General features: G+C 62.7%; 27 protein-coding genes. 15 read left to right on the top strand and 12 right to left on the bottom strand.

Annotation, left to right across the window (positions count from 1 at the left end):
- The first annotated feature begins 143 nt into the window (after positions 1 to 143).
- Both AC56QX_RS25095 and AC56QX_RS25100 read left to right on the top strand, forming a co-directional pair.
- Positions 144 to 1673 (top strand): sugar ABC transporter ATP-binding protein, encoded by a 1530-nt coding sequence (locus AC56QX_RS25095; protein WP_497111195.1) that lies wholly within the window; start codon positions 144 to 146, stop codon positions 1671 to 1673.
- Complete coding sequence (locus tag AC56QX_RS25100; RefSeq protein WP_497111196.1) at positions 1670 to 2686, top strand: ABC transporter permease; 1017 nt, start codon at positions 1670 to 1672, stop codon at positions 2684 to 2686. The genes AC56QX_RS25095 and AC56QX_RS25100 overlap by 4 nt, the downstream gene beginning before the upstream one ends.
- 61 nt (positions 2687 to 2747) lie before the next feature.
- Here AC56QX_RS25100 and AC56QX_RS25105 read toward each other — a convergent pair whose 3' ends face one another.
- Positions 2748 to 3779: a substrate-binding domain-containing protein gene (locus AC56QX_RS25105; RefSeq protein ID WP_497117880.1), complete on the bottom strand. Its 1032-nt coding sequence runs from the start codon at positions 3777 to 3779 to the stop codon at positions 2748 to 2750.
- A 597-nt stretch (positions 3780 to 4376) separates the two neighbouring features.
- Between AC56QX_RS25105 and AC56QX_RS25110 the strand changes: the two genes are divergently transcribed.
- The 5 genes from AC56QX_RS25110 to AC56QX_RS25130 all read left to right on the top strand — a co-directional run bounded on the left by AC56QX_RS25110 (position 4377) and on the right by AC56QX_RS25130 (position 8252).
- Positions 4377 to 5009, top strand: a complete 633-nt coding sequence (locus AC56QX_RS25110; protein WP_475451003.1) for a PAS domain-containing protein — start codon at positions 4377 to 4379, stop codon at positions 5007 to 5009.
- 119 nt (positions 5010 to 5128) lie between these two features.
- On the top strand, positions 5129 to 5746 hold the full coding sequence (locus AC56QX_RS25115) for a PilZ domain-containing protein (protein WP_497111198.1): 618 nt from the start codon (positions 5129 to 5131) through the stop codon (positions 5744 to 5746).
- Positions 5747 to 6028: 282 nt separating this feature from the next.
- Positions 6029 to 6637, top strand: coding sequence for a transglutaminase-like cysteine peptidase (locus tag AC56QX_RS25120; RefSeq protein WP_497111199.1), 609 nt, complete (start codon positions 6029 to 6031; stop codon positions 6635 to 6637).
- A gap of 185 nt (positions 6638 to 6822) precedes the next feature.
- Positions 6823 to 7581: an NYN domain-containing protein gene (locus AC56QX_RS25125; protein WP_497111200.1), complete on the top strand. Its 759-nt coding sequence runs from the start codon at positions 6823 to 6825 to the stop codon at positions 7579 to 7581.
- Positions 7582 to 7691: 110 nt separating this feature from the next.
- The gene (locus tag AC56QX_RS25130) at positions 7692 to 8252 is read left to right on the top strand and encodes an ankyrin repeat domain-containing protein (RefSeq protein ID WP_497111201.1); all 561 of its coding nucleotides are present in this window, start codon (positions 7692 to 7694) and stop codon (positions 8250 to 8252) included.
- A gap of 48 nt (positions 8253 to 8300) precedes the next feature.
- On the opposite strand, the gene AC56QX_RS25135 is transcribed toward AC56QX_RS25130, so the two are convergent.
- Both AC56QX_RS25135 and AC56QX_RS25140 read right to left on the bottom strand, forming a co-directional pair.
- Positions 8301 to 8828 (bottom strand): gamma carbonic anhydrase family protein, encoded by a 528-nt coding sequence (locus tag AC56QX_RS25135; RefSeq protein WP_497111203.1) that lies wholly within the window; start codon positions 8826 to 8828, stop codon positions 8301 to 8303.
- Positions 8829 to 8847: 19 nt separating this feature from the next.
- Positions 8848 to 9183 carry a DUF6949 family protein gene (locus AC56QX_RS25140; RefSeq protein WP_497111204.1) on the bottom strand — a complete coding sequence of 112 codons (336 nt, stop codon included), beginning with the start codon at positions 9181 to 9183 and terminating at the stop codon, positions 8848 to 8850.
- 117 nt (positions 9184 to 9300) lie between these two features.
- Here AC56QX_RS25140 and AC56QX_RS25145 point away from each other — a divergent pair, with 117 nt between their 5' ends.
- Entirely contained in the window at positions 9301 to 10032 is a 732-nt protein-coding gene (locus tag AC56QX_RS25145; protein WP_497111206.1) for a hypothetical protein, read from the top strand.
- Positions 10033 to 10085: 53 nt separating this feature from the next.
- Here AC56QX_RS25145 and AC56QX_RS25150 read toward each other — a convergent pair whose 3' ends face one another.
- From AC56QX_RS25150 to AC56QX_RS25160, 3 genes are all read right to left on the bottom strand, one after another.
- Entirely contained in the window at positions 10086 to 10289 is a 204-nt protein-coding gene (locus AC56QX_RS25150; RefSeq protein ID WP_006200852.1) for a DUF3126 family protein, read from the bottom strand.
- 155 nt (positions 10290 to 10444) lie between these two features.
- Positions 10445 to 11293 (bottom strand): serine O-acetyltransferase, encoded by an 849-nt coding sequence (gene cysE / locus AC56QX_RS25155; protein ID WP_172229279.1) that lies wholly within the window; start codon positions 11291 to 11293, stop codon positions 10445 to 10447.
- Between the two features lie 270 nt (positions 11294 to 11563).
- Complete coding sequence (locus AC56QX_RS25160) at positions 11564 to 12208, bottom strand: VOC family protein (protein WP_497111208.1); 645 nt, start codon at positions 12206 to 12208, stop codon at positions 11564 to 11566.
- A gap of 129 nt (positions 12209 to 12337) precedes the next feature.
- Here AC56QX_RS25160 and AC56QX_RS25165 point away from each other — a divergent pair, with 129 nt between their 5' ends.
- Both AC56QX_RS25165 and speB read left to right on the top strand, forming a co-directional pair.
- Positions 12338 to 12943, top strand: a complete 606-nt coding sequence (locus tag AC56QX_RS25165; protein ID WP_497111209.1) for an HD domain-containing protein — start codon at positions 12338 to 12340, stop codon at positions 12941 to 12943.
- 112 nt (positions 12944 to 13055) lie between these two features.
- A complete protein-coding gene (speB, locus tag AC56QX_RS25170; protein WP_497117882.1) occupies positions 13056 to 14027 on the top strand; it encodes an agmatinase in 972 nt (323 codons plus the stop codon).
- Here the strand turns inward: speB and AC56QX_RS25175 are convergent.
- From AC56QX_RS25175 to AC56QX_RS25190, 4 genes are read right to left on the bottom strand one after another with little or no spacing between them, the layout of a single operon-like run.
- On the bottom strand, positions 14020 to 14391 hold the full coding sequence (locus AC56QX_RS25175; protein WP_497111210.1) for a hypothetical protein: 372 nt from the start codon (positions 14389 to 14391) through the stop codon (positions 14020 to 14022). The genes speB and AC56QX_RS25175 overlap by 8 nt on opposite strands.
- Positions 14392 to 14411: 20 nt before the next feature.
- Positions 14412 to 15179: an alpha/beta fold hydrolase gene (locus tag AC56QX_RS25180; RefSeq protein WP_497111211.1), complete on the bottom strand. Its 768-nt coding sequence runs from the start codon at positions 15177 to 15179 to the stop codon at positions 14412 to 14414.
- Positions 15180 to 15199: 20 nt separating this feature from the next.
- Complete coding sequence (locus tag AC56QX_RS25185; RefSeq protein ID WP_497111212.1) at positions 15200 to 15763, bottom strand: DUF192 domain-containing protein; 564 nt, start codon at positions 15761 to 15763, stop codon at positions 15200 to 15202.
- Positions 15764 to 15786: 23 nt separating this feature from the next.
- Positions 15787 to 16383 (bottom strand): cold-shock protein, encoded by a 597-nt coding sequence (locus tag AC56QX_RS25190; protein ID WP_032916789.1) that lies wholly within the window; start codon positions 16381 to 16383, stop codon positions 15787 to 15789.
- Between the two features lie 216 nt (positions 16384 to 16599).
- Between AC56QX_RS25190 and gloA the strand changes: the two genes are divergently transcribed.
- Positions 16600 to 17040 carry a lactoylglutathione lyase gene (gloA, locus tag AC56QX_RS25195; protein ID WP_027045589.1) on the top strand — a complete coding sequence of 147 codons (441 nt, stop codon included), beginning with the start codon at positions 16600 to 16602 and terminating at the stop codon, positions 17038 to 17040.
- A gap of 144 nt (positions 17041 to 17184) precedes the next feature.
- Positions 17185 to 17481 carry a DUF2218 domain-containing protein gene (locus AC56QX_RS25200; protein ID WP_497111215.1) on the top strand — a complete coding sequence of 99 codons (297 nt, stop codon included), beginning with the start codon at positions 17185 to 17187 and terminating at the stop codon, positions 17479 to 17481.
- Position 17482: 1 nt separating this feature from the next.
- Here AC56QX_RS25200 and AC56QX_RS25205 read toward each other — a convergent pair whose 3' ends face one another.
- A complete protein-coding gene (locus tag AC56QX_RS25205) occupies positions 17483 to 18037 on the bottom strand; it encodes a DUF1697 domain-containing protein (RefSeq protein WP_497111216.1) in 555 nt (184 codons plus the stop codon).
- Entirely contained in the window at positions 18034 to 19290 is a 1257-nt protein-coding gene (gene ilvA / locus AC56QX_RS25210; protein WP_497111218.1) for a threonine ammonia-lyase IlvA, read from the bottom strand. Before ilvA ends, AC56QX_RS25205 begins: the two co-directional genes overlap by 4 nt.
- Before the next feature lie 191 nt (positions 19291 to 19481).
- Between ilvA and AC56QX_RS25215 the strand changes: the two genes are divergently transcribed.
- The 3 genes from AC56QX_RS25215 (at position 19482) to AC56QX_RS25225 (ending at position 23365) form a co-directional block, all read left to right on the top strand.
- Positions 19482 to 20885, top strand: coding sequence for an aminopeptidase P family N-terminal domain-containing protein (locus AC56QX_RS25215; RefSeq protein ID WP_497111219.1), 1404 nt, complete (start codon positions 19482 to 19484; stop codon positions 20883 to 20885).
- Positions 20886 to 20985: 100 nt separating this feature from the next.
- Positions 20986 to 22059 (top strand): alpha/beta hydrolase, encoded by a 1074-nt coding sequence (locus AC56QX_RS25220; protein ID WP_497111220.1) that lies wholly within the window; start codon positions 20986 to 20988, stop codon positions 22057 to 22059.
- A gap of 148 nt (positions 22060 to 22207) precedes the next feature.
- Entirely contained in the window at positions 22208 to 23365 is a 1158-nt protein-coding gene (locus tag AC56QX_RS25225) for an alpha/beta hydrolase (protein ID WP_497117884.1), read from the top strand.
- Positions 23366 to 23380 lie beyond the last annotated feature (15 nt).

Consider the following 23380-nt stretch of genomic DNA (forward strand, 5'->3'; position numbering starts at 1 on the left):
ATGCTCCGGGATCTGAGAAACTTGCAACGAGCGTTCTCGGAAGCGCCAGGCCCCCTCCCTAGAATGCGGCGCCATAACGGGTGACAAAGACGGCCATAACTCGCCGCCCCAAGCGCAATGCCATAACCCGAAGCTCACGCATCTTGCCCCCAGCACCCTCAGCCATCGCCGTCTCCGTCTCCGGCATCGAGAAATCCTTCGGGCCGACACGCGCGCTCGCCGGCGCCGATCTTGCCGTCGCGCCCGGTGAGATCGTGGCGCTGATGGGCGCCAATGGCGCCGGCAAGTCGACTTTGGTGAAGATCCTTTCGGGCTCATACACGCCCGACGCCGGCACGATCACGCTGGGCGGCAACACGGTCACCTTCGCCTCGCCCAGCGCCGCCAAGGCCGCCGGCATCGCGACGGTGCATCAGGCAACCGACCAGGCTGGTGCGGCGGGATTGACGGTTGCCGAAAACCTCCTGCTTGACGAGCTTTGCGGCCGCACGGGGCGTTTCCTCGTCTCGACGGCATCGATCCGCCGGCGGGCGCGCGCGGTCGCAGCACTGATCGACCTCGATCTGCCGCTCGATCGCGATTTCATCGATCTGCGGCCGGCGGAACGCCAGTTGATCGCCCTCGCCCGCGCCGTCGCGGCCAAGGCCTCGGTGCTCATCCTCGACGAGCCGACGTCGAGCCTGTCGACCACGGAAGCCGAGCGGCTGTTCGCCATCATCCACCGGCTGCGCGCCGGCGGCATGGCAATCCTCTACATCTCGCACCGGCTTGGCGACCTTGCGGCCATCGCCGACCGTGCCGTCGTCATGCGCGGCGGCCGCATCGTCGGCGCCTTTGCCAGGCCAATCGATTTCCCGGCCGCCGTCGCGGCCATGATCGGCCGGACACTGGAAGCCGCCACACATGACGGCAAGGCGTCGACGGCGCCGATCATTGCCTCCATCAAGGGCGCGCGGCTGGTTCCCGGCGCGGAGCCTTTCGATCTTGACCTGCGCTCCGGCGAGGTCGTCGCCATCACCGGCACGCTCGGATCGGGCAAGAGCCGGCTGCTGCGCGCGCTTTTCGGGCTCGAAACGCTGGCGCAAGGCGGCTTCGTTCTCGATGGAAAGCCGTGGCTCTCGAGCGGGCCGGCACAGTCGATCGAAAGCGGTGTCTTCATGGTCGCCGAGGACCGCTGGCAATCATCATTGCTGCCGCCTGAGGTTCCCGGCGCCTCGATCGCCGGCACGATCGCCCTGCCGCATCTGCGACGCTGGTTTCCAAGTGGCCTGCTGCGGGCCGCACGCGAGCGCCGGGTCGCGTCCGACGCGATCTCGCGGCTCGGCATCAAGGCTCGCGGCCCTGGCGACACGCTCGACGAGCTTTCCGGCGGCAACCAGCAAAAGGTCGTGCTCGCCCGATGGCAGGCTGCACCTTGCCGGCTGCTGCTGCTCGACGAGCCGTTCCAAGGCGTCGACGTCGGGGCGCGCGCCGATCTGATTGCTGCCATCCGCAACAGCCAAAGCGGTTCGGCCACGCTGATCGCGACCAGCGACACCGAAGAAGCGCTGGAGGTTGCCGACCGCATCCTGGTCATGCGCAACCACTCACTTCATGCGGCCGGAGACGGCCATGGCTCGCTGACCGACCAGATCGGCAAGGTCGAGAGCGACAAGGCCGGAGACCACCGATGACCTATCCGACGACGACACAGCCATCCGCCTCGCGCACTTCGCTTTTCCGCGAAACGCGCCGCTATGCCCTCTTCGTGCTGCTGGCGCTGATGGTGGTCGGGTTCTGGCACGTGCAGCCTGCCTTCATCCGCTCAGCCAATCTGTTCTCGTTCCTGCAGGCGGTTTCGGTGGTGGCGATCCTCGGGGTCGGGGTGTCAATCACCATGGCGGCCGACGGCTTCGATCTGTCGGTCGGCAGCATCGCCGCATCGTCGGTCATGGCGGCAAGCTATGCCATGGTCGTCTGGCAGCTGGATGCGGCTGAGACCATGGTGCTGGTCTTGCTGATGGGCGTCTTCATCGGCCTCGTCAACGGACTGTTGATCGTCCGCGTCGGCGTGCCCGATCTTCTCGCCACTCTGGCGACCATGTTCCTGCTCGCCGGCCTGCAGCTGATCCCGACGGGTGGCCGCTCGATCACCGCCGGCATGGTGCTTCCCGATGGCTCGTCGGTCCCCGGCGCCTACGATCCGGCGTTCCTGATCCTCGGCCGGTCACGGCTCTTCGACACCATCCCCCTGTCTGTCGTCGTCATGGCTATCGTCGCCGTGCTGGCCTGGTTCCTGATGGAGCGCACGCGCTGGGGCCGCGTCTTCTACGCCATCGGCGGCAACGAAACGGCCGCGCATCTTGCCGGCGCGCCGACCAAGAGATACCGGCTCTGGGCCTACATATTGTCAGGCACGCTGGCTTCGCTGGGAGGGCTGATCGTGGCCTCGCGCGTCGGCCGTGGCGACGTTTCGGCGGGCAATTCGCTGCTGCTCGATGCGGTGGCAGCCGCGTTGATCGGCTATGCCGTGCTCGACAAGCGTCGCCCGCATGTGATCGGCACGGTGGTCGGCGCGATCTTCGTCGGCGTGCTGCTCAACGGCCTCACCATGCTGAACGCGCCCTATTACACGCAGGATTTCGTCAAGGGCGTCGTGCTGGTTGGCGCGCTGGCGCTGACCTTCGGCCTGGGAAAGAAGCGCTAACCCAATCTCCAATCGATATCTCCTCTCCCTCGCTTGCCCGCGAGGGAGAGGAGAAGGAGGATCAGTTAGAGGGGATCCAGCTGGCGGCCGCCGCGTCGCTCTGGCCGAAGGCTGGAAGCTTGGCATCGAGATCCTCGACTGTCTTGATGCCATTCTTGCGCAACTCTTCCTGTGTCAGCAGCACCGGCTTGACGACGATGCTGTGACCGGGATCCTCGCCGGCGATCAGCTTGGCCGCTGCCCGCACCGAAACCGCGCCGACGACGGCCGGATTGGTGGCGGCAGTGGCGACCCACGGGCTTCCTTCCGCGGTGATTTCGGTAATGTCGGCGGTGGACACGTCGGCCGAATAGATCTTCACCTTGTTCGAGATGCCGAGCTCGTCGGTGGCGAGCTTCACGCCGCGCGCGAACTCGTCATAGGGAGCAAAGACGACACTGATATCGGGATTGGCCTGGAACGCCGCCTTGGTCTGGTCGGCTGTCGATACGGCGGTCGTGTCGTTGACGGTCCCCCAGCGCGCTTTCTCAACGATGCCGGGATTGGCCTTCTTGGTCTCGTCCCAGATTTCGTTGCGGCGGTCGAGCGGCGCAAAGCCGGCGACATAGACATAACCTGCCTGGAACGAGGTGCCATTGTCCTTGAGCGCCTGGCCGAGCGAAGCCTTGGCAAGATCGTGATCGGACTGTTCGACCTGCGGGATCTTCGGGTTGTCGAGATTGACGTCGAAAGCGACGACCTTGATGCCGGAATCGAGCGCCTTCTGCGCGACGTCCTTCAGCGCTTCGGGCTGACCATGGTCGATGATGATGGCCTGGACGCCGAGATTGATCGCCTGCTCGATCTGGTCGCGCTGCGCGGCCGCATCCTGCCGGCCGGAAAAGATCTGCAAGTCGATGTCCAGCGCTTTCGCCTGTTTCGTCGCGCCGGCCTGATAGGCCTGAAAGAAATCGCCGGCCGAGATGAAGGTGACGAGCGCCACTTTCACGCCACCCTTGTCGAAGGGTGCCGGAGCACCTGCGATACCGGCAGCGTGAACGGCACTGAGCGGAATGGCGCTGGCGAGCAGGCCGGCCGTGATCAGCCCAAGGATAGAAGTCTTCATGAAGGTTTCCCCAGAGAATTACGCTGGCAAGGCACGTCTCCGGACCGCGGGATCGCCGCCGTCGCGCCTCAAGGAGCGAATTCACAAAGGGTACAGCGGCAACGGAACCGCTCGGAACGCAGATTTTTCTCTTTAGCGGCGTGTGATTGGCAAATGTTGCTGCTGCTTGCCCCCACCGCCCGTGGGTCGGGCTATCCCGGCGCCATTGATCACCGGACCGCCGCAGGGGCTGCGACAAGCGAAAAATGAGGCCCGCCGTTAACCGCGAATCACGGGGCGCCGAATCAAAAAAGAAGCCGTCCAAGGTTTCCCTTGAACGGCCGGTCGAGCCCCCTGCTCCCCTAAAACTCTGACTGAAGTGCTGCCGATCGTCGCGAAACGACCGCTTCTGGAGTGGTTTCGGTGTGCCACGGGGCGCGCTCGGGCGCAACGTAAACCAGTTGTTAACCTTAACGGCCCCGACCCGTGAACAAGTGTTAACGATGCTGGCACGCTTCCTGCTCCGCAACGCATGTAAGTCATCGGAGGGCGCCCTTCTGTTCACCGATGGGACATCAGACGACAGAATGCGCGGAGCAGCATACCATGAACCAAAACGGATCGATCACGCTGTTCCATTACTGGAATCGCCTGCGTGACGGACGCCCTGCTCCGAAGCGATCGGAAGTCGAGCCGGCCGATATCAAGTCACTTTTGGCCGATACGTTCATCCTGGAAAAGGATACACGCGGGCACCCCGTTTTCCGCCTTGCCGGCACCAGGCTCTGTGCCTGCTATGGCCGCGAACTCAAGGGGTTCTCCTTCCCGTCACTGTGGCGCGAGAAGGATCAGCGGCTCGTCTCGAAGCTGATACACGGCGTGTTCGACCAGAAATCCGTCGTGCTGATCACCTTCGAGGGTTTCAGCCGCAACGGTCGCTCCAACAAGTTCGAATTGCTTGCCTTGCCGCTTGATGGCGGCATCGAAAATCCGCGCTGCCTCGGCGTCGTCAGCGCCGCCGAAAAGCCGTTCTGGCTGGGGGCCGACCCGATCACCGACGCAATGATCGATTCGATCCGTGTCATCGATCCGGAGAAAGAACTGCTCAACAACCGTCCGGCGATCGACGTTCCCTCGCTTGTTCCAGCCGACCTCGAGGCGCCCGATACGATCTCGGCGCTTGGCCGGGCGCGCCGCATCCGCCATCTCGTCGTCTTCGACGGCGGGCGCGAGGAATAGTTGATGATCGCACGGTGTGGCGGGCTCGTTTTTCCCCTTTGTTAACCCGCTTTGTTGTACTTCTTTGATGAAGTCCTTCGCATCGACGCGCGGGAATGCCAAACGGGGTGTAGGCAGTCATGAGGTCAGCGGCGGTCGACTACGCGCCGTCCCAAGCTGAAAGGCGTAACTTTCAGCGCGTCCGGGTCAAGATATACGGGCGATTCATGCTGGAAGACCGCACCGAGCACCCTTGCCAGGTTGTCGACATGTCGCCCGGCAACGTTGCGTTTCGCACCGACCGCATCGGCATGCCCGGCGAAAAAATCATCGCCTATATCGACCATATCGGCCGCATCGAAGGCGTCGTCACCCGCACCTTGCAAGATGGCTTCGCCATGACGGTGATTGCGTCCGACCGCAAGAAGGACAAGCTTGCGGCGCAGTTGACATGGCTTGCCAACAAGCACGAACTCGACCTGCCGGAAGACCGCCGCCACGAGCGCGTTGCGCCGCGCAACCCGACCAGCGTGCTACAGCTCACCGACGGTCGCCAATACCAGTGCCGGATCATCGACCTGTCGCTGTCCGGTGCGGCGGTCGAGATCGACGTCAAGCCGGCGATCGGCGTCCAGGTCATGCTCGGCACCATGCGTGGCCAGATCGTTCGCCATTTCGAGGATGGCGTGGCCATCGAATTCGCCGTCATCCAGCGCCCCGAAACGCTCGATTCCGAATTCAACACACCGCGCGCCTGACCCGATCGGACAGGACGCCCAATCGGACCGGCCCTTCGTGGCCGGTTTTTTGTTTCTGGCAACAGCGATCGACACCCGTCCGTCAGCCGAGGCTGTGACCTGCAATGCTCAACGCAGGCCACGCATCCCGCCCGGAGAACTCGGCAATCCAAACAATTCAATACTCAAATGATTCAAATTTTATGTTTATTCTACTGGCGTTTTACTTAAAGTCTGCTTCGCGCTTTTGCGTCAAATAAATCCAGCCGTGGCAATGTCTCCTTCGAACGGGGAGACTAGAAAATGAAAAGAACGAGGGGCAAGCTGTTGCTGATGGCAATGGCGATGCAGCTTTCCGCTTGGGGATCAGCATATGCCGCGGGACCGGCCTATATGCACACCGGCGGACGTACCACGCAGCCTGTTGGCCATTATGAATTCTGCCAGCGCATTCCTGGCGAATGCAATGAGAGGACGCCCAAAGGCGAGCCGGTCGACCTGAGCCGCAAGCTCTGGGCGGAGATCGTCAACATCAACAATTCGGTCAACACGCGCATCAAGCCGCGCACCGACATGGAAAACTACGGTGTCGAGGAGTACTGGGCCTATCCCGACAATGGCTATGGCGATTGCGAGGATTACGCGCTGGAGAAGCGCCGCGAACTGATGGACGCGGGCGTGCCGGCGGGTGATCTCTTGATGACGGTTGCGCGCCAGCCGAATGGCGACGGCCATGCCGTGCTGACCGTGCGCACCAGCCTCGGCGAGTTCATTCTCGACAATCTGGAAACCAAGGTGCTGTCCTGGACGGACACCGACTACACCTATCTCAAACGTCAATCGACGGAGAATTCCGGCGTTTGGGTAACGATCAACGACGGCCGCTCGGACGCGGTCGCCAGCGTCCGCTAAGGACGCAACGAGAAACCCGGTCGAGTCCCCACCCTCCCCGTCCCCAACGACCGGGTCAAAGGAGCCGGCCCCGTCCCCGGGCCGGCTCCGCCATTTCTGGCGGCGCTAAAATTGATCCAATTTCGATGGCATGGCGTGTGCTCGCGTCGCCATATCTCCAGAAGATATCAGCCGCAGGAGGTCTTATGTCCACCGAAGCTCGATCGTCACGTCTTGCGGTTCTTATCGACGCTGACAACACCTCCGCCAAGATTGCCGACGGTCTGTTCGAAGAGATCGCGAAGATCGGCGAGGCCAGCGTGCGCCGGATATATGGCGACTTCTCCAGCCCTCGATCCAAGGGCTGGGCAGACATCTTGGCGAAGCACGCAATTATTCCACAGCAGCAGTTCGCCTATACCGCCGGGAAGAATGCTTCCGATATCACACTGGTGATCGACGCGATGGACCTGCTCCATAACGGCCGTCTCGACGGTTTCTGTCTGGTTTCTTCCGACAGTGATTTCACCCGACTTGCTGCACGCATACGCGAACAGGGTGTCGATGTGTTCGGGTTTGGAGAGCAGAAGACCCCTGAGAGCTTTCGGCAGGCTTGCCGTCGATTCATTTACACCGAAAACCTTCTGCGTGGCCCGGCGAACATCCCGGATACCGTGCCCGCTTCGAAGCCGCTTCGATCGTCTAGTGCCGCGCTGCCCATACTCAAGAAAGTCATCGGCCAGATGGACAGTGAAGATGGTTGGGTGCTGCTCGGCACATTCGGAAAGCAGCTCTCGAACCTCTTCTCCGATTTTGATCCTCGCACCTATGGTTTCAGCAAACTGAGTGACCTGGTGAGGAGCACAGCCGAATTCGAAATCGAGGCTCCCAAAGGGGGAGCCATGCGGATACGGATCAAGCCGACGCCCGGCAAAAAGGGGAAAAACAAATCCACTCAGCAGTAGGCGCTGGAGGTCCAGGGGCCGCAGCCACCAAGAGCATCCGAAACCCTCCCTTTTCACACGCAGCAGATCGAGGCACTATCCGCTGTTGCTTTCGTCTCTGGATCACGGCGATGTTGGAAATCCCGGAAGATCGATGCGAGCGCCATCGCCTGTTCAAGGCGATCGACGATGCCTTCAAGGCCGGCGACTTCGAGGCGCTAGGTGCAGTCCTGGGCGGCTCGCCCGGCTGGTTCGACGAGCGCATGCCGTTTGAACTCGGCCTCGGACATCCGCTGGAATATGCGATCTATTGGAGTTCCGTCAGCTTCATCTCGACCCTGCTGGGTGCGGGCTCGGACCCGAACTACGGGGATCACGGTGGGTTTCCGGCCATCATTGCCGCGTTGTCCACCGACAGGGCCGACAGGCTGGAAGTCGTGCGGGTGTTGATCGAGGCTGGCGCCGATCCAGACATGCGGGGCGTGAACGACTGGACGCCGCTTCATTATTCAGTGGTCATCCGCAGTCTCGATGCGATCCGCCTGCTTTTGGCGGCGGGCGCCGACCCGATGCTCGAAACCCGCATCGACGACTACAGGACAGCCGCCGAGGAAGCCGACATTGCCGGCTTTGAAGCCGGCGCGTCATTGTTGCGCGATGCGATGGCCGCGCGTGGCTCCAACGGACAGTGAGTTGGCCCGTAATTAAAACGGTCGGCAACAGCTATTGACCAAGCCGGCTCAGACCTTCTTCAGCCCCGCCTTGAAGCGCTTGCCATTGGCGACGTAGTGCGCGGCCGAGCCGCGCAGCCTGGCGACGGCCGCGTCGTCCAGCACCCTGATCGCCTTGGCCGGCGAGCCGACGATCAGCGAATTGTCCGGAAACACCTTGCCTTCGGTGACCAGCGCGCCGGCGCCGACCAGCGAATTCTTACCGATCCTGGCGCCGTTCAGCACGATGGCGCCCATGCCGATCAGGCTGTTGTCGCCGACCGTGCAGCCATGCAGCATAGCCCGGTGGCCGATCGTGCAGCCTTCGCCGATGGTCAGCGGGAAGCCGGGATCGGTATGCATGACCGTGTGTTCCTGCACATTGGTGTCGGCGCCGATGACGACAGGCTCGTTGTCGCCACGAATGACGACGCCGAACCAGAAACCGGCATTGCGGCCGACCTGCACGTTGCCGATCAGCGTCGCATCGGGTGCGATCCAGTTTGTGTCCGCGTCCGCGAAGCTGGGCTCCGTTCCGTCGATCGCATAAAGCGGCATTGTCGGTCTCCGAATCGTCTCAGATGCCGGACCCTAGGAGACGGATCGTCCATGAGGCAATGGCGAGGACGACGATGCCCAGCGCCAGGGACCAGGCAATCGCCGTGCAGCCGCATGAGAGCAGCGCCATCGTCGAAATACGTTTCTCGCGCCGGGCATCGAGGGCAGCGTTGACCAGCATGAACGGCCCGGCGCCAGCTGTAGCCATAAGCGAGCGCAGCACATGCGAGGTCGACACATAGGGTTCGGCAAAGGCGACCTTGCGGCCCGACACCAGCTCCATCGTCGAGCCCGTCAGCCCGCAGACCGTCAGCCCGACGACAAAAGCGAACAGGAAGAGTTCCATCTGAGCCATCTTAACCTTCCATTTACCATGAAATCGCACAGTCGTTTCAGGAAGGCTGCAAGAGCCGTGCCGCGCGATGTGTGCCGTCAAGGGACACCGGGAATGGCGGTTGGGATGAGGACCGAGATGAAGCAGGCAGCGATCGCCGACGGCGCCGAATTCACCGTGGTCGATTCCAGGCTGATGAGGCGGGTGTTCTATGCGTTCGCCGCCCTTGCCTTGCTGTCGGCGGCGATCAGCCTTGGCGGCAAATGGGTCGGCCATTCGATCGCCATGGCCGGATACACGGACGACACCACGGTGCGCCAGGTGGTGATCGGCAAGAATGTGATTTCCGTGCCGGCCAATTTCATTCGTTTCGACCAGGCCCGGCGCGACGGTGTTGCCTCGCGTCTCGACCTCTATCTGCGCTACCCCGAGATGGACGGCTACAGCGAGGCGGCCCGCGACGATTTCAATCATTCCGAAGCCAACCGGAAGATCATCTTCCTGTCCTTCGAGCAGCAGATGATGTCACGCGACATGAGCGGCCGGTTCGCGCCGATCTACAGTGCGCTGATCGTCCAGCCCGGCATTCCGGGACATGGCGGCACGACGGTCTACGGTTTCAGCGAGACATCAGGCTATCTGAACGAGGTTCTGGTGGTCGGCAAGCGCGGGGGCAAGGACCCATTCGTCGCCCGCTGCCTGAGCGGGCCGAGTGCCGGTCAATCGCTGGCGCCCTGCGAGCGGGACATCCATGTCGGCGACGATCTCAGCCTCACCTACCGTTTTCCCAAGGACTTCCTTGGCGACTGGCAGGCGCTTGACGCGGCGATGACTGCAGAGGCCGGGCGAATCCTGAAGCCCGGACATTGACCGACAGATGCCGAGGCCGGCCGCGCTCGGCGCGGCCGCCATCGGCTTGCGGCTCAGGCCAGATCGATGTCGAGGATCGCCATCGAGAAATTGTAGTCGCCGTCATCCTCGTCCTTGAAGACGATGCCGAGGAACTCGTCGCCGACATAGACCTCGGCCGAATCTTCCTTACGCGGCCGTGCCTTGACCTCAAGCTTGGGGTTCTGGAAGACGCGCTTGAAATAGGCGTCCAGCTTTCTGATTTCGTCCGGCTTCAACAGTCTTCTCCGATCATCGGGCTTGCTGGTTTGAAGGGCGCTTCTGGCACGTCGACAATGGCGATGTAAAGGCAAGCCGGCCGTATTGCACCGGAAGCGACAGCGCCACCGGTCAAAATCGCAACAACGCCGGACAGTGCGCCGGCGTGGAAAAATCAGATATCGAAGCTGACCACCTGGTCCATCGACTGCGACGGCAGGAGCTGATCCATCTGGCGGGAAGGCTGGTCGCAACCGGTCTCGCCGACCACGCGGGCCGGCACGCCGGCAACCGTCTTGTTGTGGGGCACGGGCGACAGCACCACCGAGCCCGCCGCGATCTTGGAGCAATGACCGACTTCGATGTTGCCGAGAATCTTGGCGCCGGCGCCGATCAGCACGCCACGGCGGATTTTGGGGTGGCGGTCGCCACCAGCCTTGCCGGTGCCGCCCAGCGTCACGCCGTGCAGGATCGATACATCGTCCTCGATGACCGCGGTCTCGCCGACGACGAGGCCGGTGGCGTGATCGATGAAGATGCCCTTGCCGATGCGGGCGGCCGGATTGATGTCGGTCTGGAAGACCGAGGACGAGCGGCTCTGCAAATAGAGCGCGAAGTCCTTGCGGCCCTGGTTCCACAGCCAATGCGCCAGCCGGTGGGTCTGGATGGCGTGAAAGCCCTTGAAATAGAGCACCGGCATGATGAAGCGGTCGCAGGCCGGGTCGCGGTCGTAATAAGCCTGGATGTCGACGCGCACCGTCGTCGGCCAGTCCTTGTCGTCAGCCAGCATCGATTTGAAGGTCTGGCGGATGAGATCGGAGCCGATATCCTGATGGGCAAGCCGCTCGGCGATCCGGTGGATGACGGCCTCTTCCAGGCTCTCCTGGTTCAGGATCGTCGAATAGAGGAACGCTGCAAGGAGCGGATCCCGATTGACCGCGTCCATCGCCTCGTCGCGGATCGAACGCCAGATCGGATCGACCGGCTGCAACGCGCTGTGGCGGGAAATGCTGATGCTGTTCATCGACGTCTCGTCCTGCGTCCTGCTGGCTTGCCTGTCATCCGGCCGCTTATATAAGCCAAATCATGGCACGATTGAACTCAATTTTCCTTAGTGCTTCGTCAAATGGTTTTGGTTCACGCAAATTCAAGCCGCGATGGAAAACGAACCCTTGATCGCCAAGCCGTCGGAAAGCCGCCTCCGCGCCTGGCTGCCGGGAAGGCGCAGGAGCGATCCGGTAGCGGGCTCAAGGCTGGCGCAACGCCGATGACACCGCTGTGTGACAGACGCCGTTCAAGTCGGCAGCGGCGTGCCGGCCTGTTCCGCCACCATGTATTCGGCATACCAGTCGGGCCAGTTCACATCGTGCTGTCCGCCGGTCCGTTTCTCGTGTTCGCCATGTGCGGCCGCCGCTCGCCGCAGTGCGGCGGCAAGCTCGCCCGACGACGTGAATATCGTGTCGCTGGCGGCCACGCGTCCAGGCAATCGCTGGGTGATTTCCTGCAGTATGAAGCTGTTGCCGTCCGGATCGCTGAACGTGACATAGGAGGAATAACTACGCCCTTCCGGATGCCGGCCGCTGATCGGCGGCTGCCCGGGGCCCGCGCGGTGGAACACCTCGCTCGCCTCGACGCCGCGCGCCACGAGTTCGGCATGCGCCGCCTCGATATCGGACACCACGAGATAAAGCCCCTTTGCCGAGCCTGGCGCGGCCGATGTCAGGCCCTTGCCGAAATGGATCGAGCACGGCGAACCCGGTGGCGTGAACTGCACGACCCGAAACGCATCGCCGACGACGAAGTCGGCGTCAAGCCGCCAGCCCAGGCCGCTATAAAAACGCTTGGACCAGTCGGCGTCCGCAACGGCAATGATGACTGCCTCCAGCTTCATGTCGATCGTCCCCGGCCTCGGAGTCTCGCTGCTTGGGGTATTGGTCATGTCAGCCTCCCTGGGTTGGATTTTTCTCGACTGGCAACATTCCTCAGAGCGTCGGCCCATGCAAGGTTTGAAGTGATTGGCTTTTTGACTCGAAGGGGCTGAGATCGATTAACTGGACGGATGATGGAAATGAAAGACCAGCCCTTGATCGACGAACCGCTGAAACAGGAACTCTCAGGCTTCTATCGGGCCGAAGACCGCCATTATCACAACCTCGTCCATATCGAAGCGATGCTGGCGCTGTCCGGCGAATATCGCGGGCTGCTCGGCGATCCCGAAGCCGTCGAAGCGGCGATCTGGTTCCACGATGCCATCTATGACAGCAAGGCCAAGGACAATGAGGCCAGAAGTGCCGCCCTTGCGGAGAAAAAGCTCGCGGGCCGTACCGATGCCGGGCAGCTGAGCCGCATCAGCGCGATGATCCTCGCCACCGCCACGCACCAGCTGCCCCGGTTGGACGACGCGGCGGCCACACGCGACGCCAGCCTCTTCCTTGACATGGACCTGTCGATCCTGGGTGCCGCACCAGATGCGTTCGACGCCTATGAGCGCGCGGTCCGTCGCGAATATGACTGGGTGGAGGAGCCGATGTGGCGTGCCGGAAGGGGTGCAGTGCTGAAGGATTTCCTGGCCCGCCCGCACATCTTCCACACCGAGGAATTCCGCCAGCGCTTTGAGCCGCAGGCCAGGCTGAACATGGCGCGCTCACTGGAGACCCTGCAAAAGCCCTCGTGACTTTCCACCTGAGATCGCCTGGCGCACTTGCATGTGGCCCCAAAAGGCCGACGACTACGAGACGCGGATCGCCGAAATCGTCAAACGTCAATTCTTCCGAGGTGCCGACACTATGAGCAGTAATTTCTTCCAGCCGGTCGACGCTTCGGCTGTTCCCCGCTTTGCGGGGCTCTCGACCTTCATGCGGCTGCCGGCGGTGGCGAGCGCCGAGGGGCTCGACATCGCGCTGGTCGGCATACCGTGGGACGGCGGCACGACCAACCGTGCCGGGGCACGGCACGGCCCGCGCGAGATCCGCAACCAGTCGAGCCTGATGCGGCGGGTGCATCACGTCTCGGGAACCGAGCCGTTCAGCATCGCCAACGTCGCCGATGTCGGCGATCTCTCGGTCAATCCGATCAACCTCATGGACGGGTTGAAGCGCATCGAGGACGGCATCGCGGCGATCGTGGCGGCAGGCGCCATTCCGCTGTCCGCCGGCGGCGATCATCTGACGACGCTGCCGGTGCTGCGCGCTGTCGCCAGGGATCGTCCGGTCGGCATGATCCATTTCGATGCGCATTCCGACACCAATGACCGCTATTTCGGCGACAATCCCTACACGCACGGCACGCCCTTCCGCCGCGCCATCGAAGAGGGCCTGCTCGACCCCAGGCGTGTCGTGCAGATCGGCATTCGCGGCTCGATCTACGAGCCCGGCGAGCATGACTGGGCAGTCGCCCAGGGCATTCGCATCATCTACATGGAAGAGTTCGTCAGGCGGGGTGCTGCCAGCGTCATGGAAGAAGCGCGCGCCATCGCCGGAACCGGACCGACCTATGTGACCTTCGACATCGACTGCATCGATCCGTCGATGGCGCCGGGAACAGGCACGCCTGAGCTCGGCGGCTTCACCACCCGCGAGGCGCAGGAAATGGTCCGACTGCTCGACGGATTGAACATTGTCGGCGCCGACGTCGTGGAAGTGGCGCCGCCGTTCGATCTTGCCGGCATGACGGCGCTGGCGGGTGCGACGATGATGTTCGAACTGCTGTGCGTGCTGGCGAAGTCGGTTCAAGCCGCGAGAGCGCGGAACGTCAGGTAAAGGCGCCTATGGTCGACGCCATTGCCGCGAGGATGGCCAGCCCCGCCGCCACCGACAGCCCGTTGAGGATAATGCCCAGCAGGCCGAGCGAGCGACTGTCGTTCGAACGCACCAGCGCCATGATGCCGAAGACGAGCCCGGTGACGTGTGCCAGCGGCCCCGCCAATAAAAACACGGCCATGAAGAACCCGGTGGCGACGTTCTGGACCGACTGGGATGTATCGCTCGGCATCGCCACCATTATGGCGATGGCAAGCGCTCCCGCCGTGAAGGCCGCCAATGCCAGTATGACCGAACGTTTGCCGAATTTGCCTTGCGCCACCGCGCCCGGCATCACGCCGGTGCTTCTTCCCCATTGTGCCACTGTCGCCCCCGGCTCACCGCTCAAAGCGGATATTCAGCATAAAACTCCAGCACGCGCTGCTTGAAGGTCTTGTCCCCGACCGCCAGCATATGATCCCTGCCCTCGATGTGGAAAGCCCTGGCGTTCGGCATCAAGGCCGCGAGCTCGTCCGGTGAGCCGCCAATGTCGTCCGTGGTGCCGACCGCGACCAGCGTCGGCTGGGCGATGCGGGCAATATCGTCCTCACCAAGCAACTCCCGTGACTTGGCGATGCAGGCGGCGAGCGCCCGGCGATCGCTGCGGGTCTGGTCGGCGAAGGCGCGGAAAGAGCGGCCGCGCGGATGGGTGGTGGCAGCCGGATCGTCGGCAAGCAGGGCCGCGGCAATCGGATCCCAATCGCCGACACCGTCGATCATGCCGATGCCGAGGCCGCCAAAGACCAGCGTCGCCACCTTGTCCGGATCGGACAGGGCCAGGAACGCCGCGATGCGCGCGCCCATCGAATAGCCCATGACATGGGCCCGTTCGATGTCGAGATGGTCGAGCAGGGCGGCGGCATCGGAAGCCATTTTCGCCGGTGTATAATCGGCCTCGTCATAGCTCTTGGATGAGGAACCATGGCCGCGATTGTCGAAGGCGATGGCGCGATAACCGGCATCGTTGAGCGTCTTGAACCAGCCGGGCGACACCCAGTTGACATAATGGTTCGAGGCGAAGCCGTGGATCATGAGCACAGGATCGCCCGCGCCCGACGCCGGCTGGCGGTCGAGGAAGGCAAGATCGAACCCGTCATGGGGAAAAAACTGCATCGGAAGGCGATCCCCGGCGCTCAGTTGGAACCGACGTTCGGAGAATCGCCCTTGTCAGCCGGCGGCATGCCGGGGCCAGATACGGTGCCGACCGCCGGATGGCGCAAAAGGTCGTCATACTCGATGCCGTTCCTGGCGGCGGTGCCAGCCTTGAGTTCGAGCACGAAGCGCACCGGCACGCCTGGCGAAATGATAGCCTGCGATTGCGGATCGCCGTGTTTGATGGCTCGGATCTTGCCATCCTGGCCGACAAAGATCAGGTCAAGCGGCATTGGCGTGTTCTGCATCCAGAAACTGACCTGCTGCGGTATCTCGAAAACGAAAAGCATGCCGTGATCGTCCGCCATGTCCTGGCGGTACATCAAGCCGGCCTCGCGCTCTGCATCGGTGTCGGCGATTTCGATCGAAAACGAGCGGTTCCCATCCTTCGTCACCACGATCAGCGGCGTCGGGTCGACCGGAAGGATCATCGCCCGGCTGTCAGCCGAGGTTGGCCGTTCCGAATAGAAGAAAGCGCCTGCGGCCACCATCACGGCAGCAATGGCGCAAAGCACGCCCGCCGTCAGCCAGTTCCTGTGAGCCATCCAAGATCCTCGGCCGATTCGTCCTAGTGCGAAACCGGCAAGGTGCCCATATCGGGGTGAATTTCGGCGGCCATAAGGCCTTTGTCACCGCGCCCGAAACGGACAAGCACGACCTGCCCTGGCCGAAGCTCGGTGATGCCGTAGCGACGCAAGGTCTCCATGTGGACGAAAATGTCCTCGGTGCCCTCGCCGCGGGTCAGGAAGCCGAAGCCTTTGGTGCGATTGAACCACTTGACCAAAGCCCGTTCGAGCCCGCTCTCCGGCGTCACCGCGACGTGGGTGCGCTGTTCCTGCATTTCCGCGGGATGGACGGCGGTGGTGACATCCATGGAAAGCACGCGGAAGGCCTGCAGCCCACGATCGCCCTGCTTGACAAGGCAGACCACGCGCGCACCTTCAAGGGCTGTCTGGAAGCCGTCCCGCCGAAGACATGTCACATGGAGGAGGATATCGCCCGAAACACCGTCATCGGGAAGGATGAACCCGTAGCCCTTGGCCACATCGAACCACTTGATGGCGCCGGCAATTTCGGTCAGGTCGGCGGCATCGCCGCCTTCGTCGCGCGTCAAGGCGTCGCCAAGGGTTCCGGCCCGCCCCGTCAAAGAGGCCTTTTCCCCCATAAGAATGCCCCCTTTTTTCAAGAACACCGCAACTGATTCTTGACACCAGATTAACACCGCGGCTTCCGGTGTGTGCAAGACCTTCCCTGCCTTTTTTCACGGTTCATTGCGGGAATACCGGATTTGTTCTTTGCCGGCATCGCCGGGAGCCGGAGATTGCCCTTTGACCGGGCCGACCCTATGTTGCGCCGCAACCCAACAAATCGAGGAAAACACATGCGCTATCTGCACACCATGGTCCGCGTCGCCGATGTCGATGCCTCGCTCGATTTCTACTGCAACAAGCTCGGGCTGAAGGAGGTCCGCCGCTATGAAAACGAGCAGGGCCGCTTCACGCTGATCTTCCTCGCTGCCTCCGAAGACGAGCAGAGCGGCATCAACGACAAGGCGCCGCTGGTCGAACTCACCTACAACTGGGACCCGGAAGACTACAAGGGCGGGCGCAATTTCGGCCACCTCGCCTATGAGGTCGACGACATCTACGCCACCTGCCAGCACCTGATGGACAACGGCGTCACCATCAACCGGCCGCCGCGCGACGGCAACATGGCCTTCATCCGGTCGCCGGACGGCATCTCCATCGAGCTGCTGCAGAAGGGCCCGGCGAAAGCCAAGGCCGAACCCTGGGCTTCGATGGCGAACACCGGAAGCTGGTAGGCGTCGACCTGACACCGGGCGGGATTTGCTCGGCCGCCTTTGCCGTTTCTCACGAAGGCACCTATCTACCCGAACGTGGCGCCAGCCTGGCAAGTCTGGCGCCATGTCGAACAATGGGCGCCTGCCCTTCTGGAGAATTCACTCATGCCGACCAGCCGTGCCGACGTCGCCACCGAACATGCCAGCCGCTATCTGCAGCAGCTGTGCAAGCACTGGGCGCACAAATTTCCTGTCGAATTCGATCCAACCCATGGCACCATCGACCTGACGTCGCTGGGACGCACCGTAATGGATGCCGATGCAAGCACGCTGCACATCACGGTGTCGACCGACGAAGCCGGGTCGATCGAGCGCCTGGAAAGCGTCGTCGCCGATCACATCAAGCGCTTTGCTTTCCGCGAGGAACTGACCTTCGACTGGAAGCCGGCGACGGCGGCCTAATCTAGTTTTTGCCGGCCTGGCCGGCCATCTCCAGCAGCGCCAGCACCGAGCGCCAGTTGCGCGCGGTGCCAGGCACCTTCAGAACGCGCGGAATGAGGTTGGCGAACACTGATTTGCCGAGTCCATCCGGCGCGCTGAGATAGAGCACGTCGCCCTTGACTTCGAAGCGCTCGGGGCCGGTGCACTTTTCGGCCAGCCGCGCCACTTCATCGGCGGTCGGCTCGCGCTCCAGCGCGTAGGCATGGAGCTTGGTGTGGTCGGCGGCGGCTTCCGGATAGGGATTTTCGCTCACCAGCCGTTCGAACCAGGAGAGATCGCGCACCATGATGCGCGAATGAAAACCCCATTTCTTCTCGAAGGCCGCTTCGATCTGTTTGGTCAGAGCGACCGCGTCGCCCTTGCCGGCCCGGAACACGACATTGCCGCTCTGCACATAGGTGGCGACATCGGAAAAGCCGAGATCCTCGAAGAACGAGCGCAACTCCGCCATCTTGACGATGCGGTTGCCGCCGACATTGATGCCGGAAAACAGGGCGATGAAGACCTTTGCGCTCATATGATGAACCCCGCCAAAGTCTCGTTGTCGGTGATGTCCTGATACTGGACGCCTTCGGCCTCGAAATTGGCCTTCAGCAGGTCGAAGTTGCGACGGTCCTTGGTTTCGATGCCGATCAGCACCGAGCCGAAATTGCGCGCCGACTTCTTCAGATATTCGAAGCGCGCAATGTCGTCGTCCGGACCCAGCATTTCGAGGAAGTCGCGCAGCGCGCCCGGCCGCTGCGGGAAGCGGATGATGAAGTATTTCTTCAGGCCCTCATAGCGCAGCGCCCGTTCCTTGACATCCGGCAGCCGCTCGAAATCGAAATTTCCGCCTGAAACCACGGCGACAATGGTCTTGCCGCGAATCTCCTTCCTGGAAAAATCCTTCAACGCGTCGATCGCCAACGCGCCGGCCGGCTCGAGCACGACGCCTTCGACGTTGAGCATCTCGATCATGGTCGCACAGAGCCGGTTTTCCGGGATCAGCCGCACTGTGTCGGCGGCAAACTCCTTGAGGTATCGCAAGGGTTCGCGGCCGATTTCGGCCACCGCCGCGCCATCGACGAAGTTGTCGACCTTGGCGAGCTTGAGCCGTTTTCCAGCCGCGAGGCTGTCATGCAGGCTCGGTGCGCCGGCCGGCTCGCAAAAGACGAAACGCGCCTCCCGGCCCTGATCGGCGAAATAATGCGTGACGCCGGCGGCGAGCCCGCCACCGCCGACCGGCAGCATGATGATGTCGGGCATGCGTGCACCCGGCATCTGGTCGGCGATCTCATAGGCGACCGTCGCCTGGCCTTCGATGATGTCCTTGTGATCGAAGGGCGGCACCATGTGGGCACCCGAGCTTTCGGTGAATTCGAAGGCGGCGCGATAGCAGTCGTCGAAAAAGTCGCCGACCAGCCTGATCTCGACGAAATCGCCGCCGAACAGCCTGGTCTTGTCGATCTTCTGCTGCGGCGTCGTCACCGGCATGAACACCACGCCCTTCTTGCCGAAATGGCGGCAGACGAAGGCGAAACCCTGTGCATGGTTGCCGGCCGACGCGCAGACGAACAGTTCGGCCTGATTGCCGGCAGCAAGCGCCTTTCGGAAGAAGTTGAAGGCGCCGCGGATCTTGTAGGAGCGCACCGGGCTCAAATCCTCGCGCTTCAGCAGCACCCGCGCGCCGGTCTTTTTCGACAGATAGTCGTTTTCCTGCAGCGGCGTTTCCGGAAAAATCTGGCGGATCGCCGCGGCGGCGACGGCAACGCGGGAGGAAAAATTGGTCATCGGAAAGTCACCTTGTGCCGCGCCCCTGTCATCAAACCTGGCCGCACAGCGTCTGTCTGTTTCATCCTGACCTCGCGCAGCCGATCCTGCCTATTGCATATCCGGCCCCGCAACGCCATTGTCCGGCCATCTATGCCCTTCCCGCAAAGGGCATTCGCAGAATCCTTGCAAGCACTTGGGAGCGTTTGTTCATGCCTGTCGCATCGGTCGGCTTGAAATCCATGTCGCTGCCGGAATTCGGCGAGCCGACGGTGATGCCGCTGGTTGCCCGAAATACCTATGAAGCGCGCATCGAAGCGCTGATCGCGCTCGGCGCCAAGGCCGGCTTCGATGCCTTCGCCATCTATGGCGACCGCGAGCATGCCGCCAACGTTGCCTATCTCTCAGGCTACGATCCGCGTTTCGAGGAGACCTTGCTGGTCGTCGTTCCCGGCAAGCAGCCAAGACTTCTCGTCGGCAATGAGGGCTGGGGTTATGCCGAAATCTGCGATGGGCCTTACGAGCGCGTGCTCTACCAGACCTTCTCGCTGCCGGCGCAGCCACGCGACCGCTCGGACGCGCTGCCCGACATCCTTGCCGGCTGCGGCCTGAAGCCCGGCCAGAGGATCGGCGCCATCGGCTGGAAGCCTTTTGGCGCCGGCGATGCCGGGTTCGATGAGACGACGCTCGACCTGCCGTCCTTCATTGCCGATACGCTGCGCACGCTTGTCGGCGACAGGGGCGCGGTTGTGAATGCCGCCAATCTTTTGATGAACCCCACCGACGGCCTGCGCGCCATCAACGAGGCCGACCAGCTGGCTGCCTTCGAGTTTGCCGCGACCTTCACCTCGCAAGGGCTGCGCAATGTGCTGCGAGGTATCGAACCCGGCATGACCGAGCTGCAGGCGGCGCGGCTGATGGGGATGAATGGCCTGCCGCATTGTTGTCACCCGATGCTGTCGGCGGGAAGACGCGCCGCCTATGGCCTGCCCAGCCCTCGCCTCGATGTCATCAACCGTGGCGACCCGATCACCATGGCCTATGGCATCCAGGGTGCGCTCAACGCTCGTGCCGGCTTCCTGGCCGAGGACGCCTCGGAGTTGCCTCCTGCCATCCGCGACTATGTCGAAAAGCTGGTCGCGCCCTATTTCGCCGCGGTCGTCGACTGGTATGAGGCGATCGGCATCGGCACGACGGGCGGCGCTTTGTGGAAGGCGGTGCATGACCGCATCGGTGACCCGTTCTTTGGCGTCTCCCTCAATCCCGGCCATCTCGTCCATATCGACGAATGGATGCATTCGCCGGTGTTTTCCGGCTCCGACATCGAATTGCGATCCGGCATGGCGTTGCAGGTCGACATCATCCCGGCGACCGGCAGCGACTATTTCACCACCAATATCGAGGATGGCATCGCGCTCGCCGACGAGGCACTGCGCGAGGAGATCGCGGTGCGTTATCCCGAGGCCTGGAGCCGCATCGAGGCGCGGCGTGCTTTTATGGCCAATGTGCTCGGCATCCGCCTCAAGCACGAGGTGCTGCCCTTCTCCAACATTCCGGCATTTCTTCCGCCATTTTGGCTTTCGCGCAACAGTGCGATGGCCGTAACCAGGCGCTGACCACATTTCGACTGGACATGACTTAGTTCTGCCGCACTCTCCCTGTCCGGGAGGTGTCGCGGGGGTGGATGGGCCTTTTGGCCGGAGTGGAATTTCAGACGTGCCTTTGAAGAAGATATTTTCGGTTGTCCTTGCCTTGCTCGTTGCCGGCTGCGCCGGCCCGCAAACACAGGAACTGCTCGGCAGCGCCGTCATGTCCACGCCGGTGACGGAAATCGCCGGCAACCACTCGATCTTCATCGCCACGACGCGCAAAAAATCCGACGATCCCAACAAGGTTTTCGATGGCGAGCGCTCGGCCACGCTGAACTACGCGCGCGTCAACGTCACCGTGCCTGGCATCCATCAGACTGGCCAGATCGAACGGCGTTCGCGCGGCAAGTCGGATGATCCGGCCAAATATTTCATGGCTTCCGAGGTTGTCGGCTACGACACGCAGCCAAAATTCTCCAGCGCGCTCAACGCCGATATCGCGGCGCGCGGCGGCCGTGTCATGGTCTTCGTGCATGGCTACAACACCGGCTTCGACGACGCCGTCTACCGCTTGACCCAGATCGTCCACGATTCCGGCTATCCGGGCACGCCTGTGCTGTTTTCCTGGGCTTCGGGCGCCAGGACCACCGACTATGTCTACGACAAGGAGAGTGCCAGCGCCGCCCGTGACCAGCTTGAAGTGACCTTGCGCATGCTGCAGCAGTCCGGCGCGCGGCGCATCGACATTGTAGCGCATTCGATGGGAACCTGGGTGACCATGGAAACGCTGCGCCAGATGGCCATCAGCGGCGACCGTGATCTCGGCGGCAAGCTGGGCGACGTGGTGCTGGCCTCGCCCGACATCGACGTCGACGTGTTCAAGAGCCAGATGCGTCGCTACGGCAAGCCCGACAAGCCGTTCATCCTGCTGTTGTCTGACGACGACCGCGCGCTGAGGCTGTCGGGCCTGATCGCCGGCTCGCGGCCACGCGTCGGCGACTACAAGGATGCGGCAGACCTTGCCTCCTACGGCGTGACCGTGGTCGATCTTTCCAAGGTCAAGGGCAGCGACAGCTTCAACCATACGAAATTCGCCGACAATCCGACCTTGGTGAAGATGATCGGCCAGCGGCTGCGCGAGGACGACGGCTTCGCCAGCGACCGGGACGTGACCGACCGCATCACCCAGTTCGGGCAGTAGATGCGCCGCCCCGGATTCGCCGTGCCTGTTCACCATTGCTGAGGCACCAGCCCACTTTGAACTGGACCGCGCCGGTCTCTGGCTCTATCGGAATGACTGGTGACGTCACCCCTTTGACGTCCCCCTTTGCGGGAGCCGTCGCGTGACCGTGCGTTTGAACAGTGTCGTCGCCATAACTTTCGCGCTGCTGGTCGCCGGCTGCGCTGGAAATACGCACGATCTGCTCAACAAGACGACGGTCGCGGTGCCGGCGTCCGCCATCGCGGCCACGCATGAGATATTCGTCGCCACCACCCGCCAGAAGGCAACGAAGGACCCGCGGCAGGTGTTCGACGGCGACCGTTCGCTGACCACCAGCTTCGCCCGTGTCGATGTCACGGTTCCTACGAGCCATCAGGTCGGCGCCATCGAGCGTGTCAAGGGTTCCGCCAACAGCAATCCGGCCAAAGATTTCACCGCCAAGGACGTCACCTACTACGAAGGCGCGCCGCAATTCGCCAAGGCGGTCGGCGCCGACATTGCCTTGCGCGGCGACCGCGCGCTGGTTTTCGTGCATGGTTTCAACAACGGCTTCGACGACGGTGTCTACCGGCTGACGCAGATCGCCCACGACACGAAATATCCGGGCACGCCGGTGCTGTTTTCCTGGGCGTCGAGCGCCAAGACGACGGGCTATATCTACGACAAGGACAGCGCCAACGCCGCCCGTGACGATCTCGAAGCGACGCTCAGGATGCTCGCCAAGACGCGGGTCAAGAGCATCGATATCATCGCTCATTCGATGGGAACCTGGTTGACGATGGAGGCGCTGCGCCAGCTTGCCATTACCGGCGACCGCGATCTCGGCGGCAAACTCGGCTATGTCATCCTGGCTTCACCGGACATCGATGTCGACGTGTTCAAGAAGCAGATGATCCGCTACGGCAAGCCAGACAAGCCGTTTGCCGTGCTGCTTTCAGGTGACGACCGGGCGCTCAAACTGTCTTCCCTGATCTCCGGCGACAAGCCGCGTGTCGGCGACTATGGCAATGCCGCCGATCTCGCCAGCTACGGCGTATCCGTGGTCGACCTGACCAAGGCCAAGGGCGGCGACGGGGGCCTCAACCATGCGAAATTCGCCGACAATCCGATCCTGGTGCAGTTGCTCGGCAACCGCCTGCGCACACCAGCTGGCCTGGCTTCGGACGAACCCGATCCGACACAGCTCAACAATCTCGGCCAGGGCCTCGGCAAGGCCGTCGGTTCGGTCGCCGAGGTCGTGATCACCACGCCGTTCAAGGTGCTGACCATCGTCACCGGCGGGTGAGCCCCGGAAGCGCAG

Source organism: Mesorhizobium sp. RCAM 06353, from assembly GCF_059683585.1.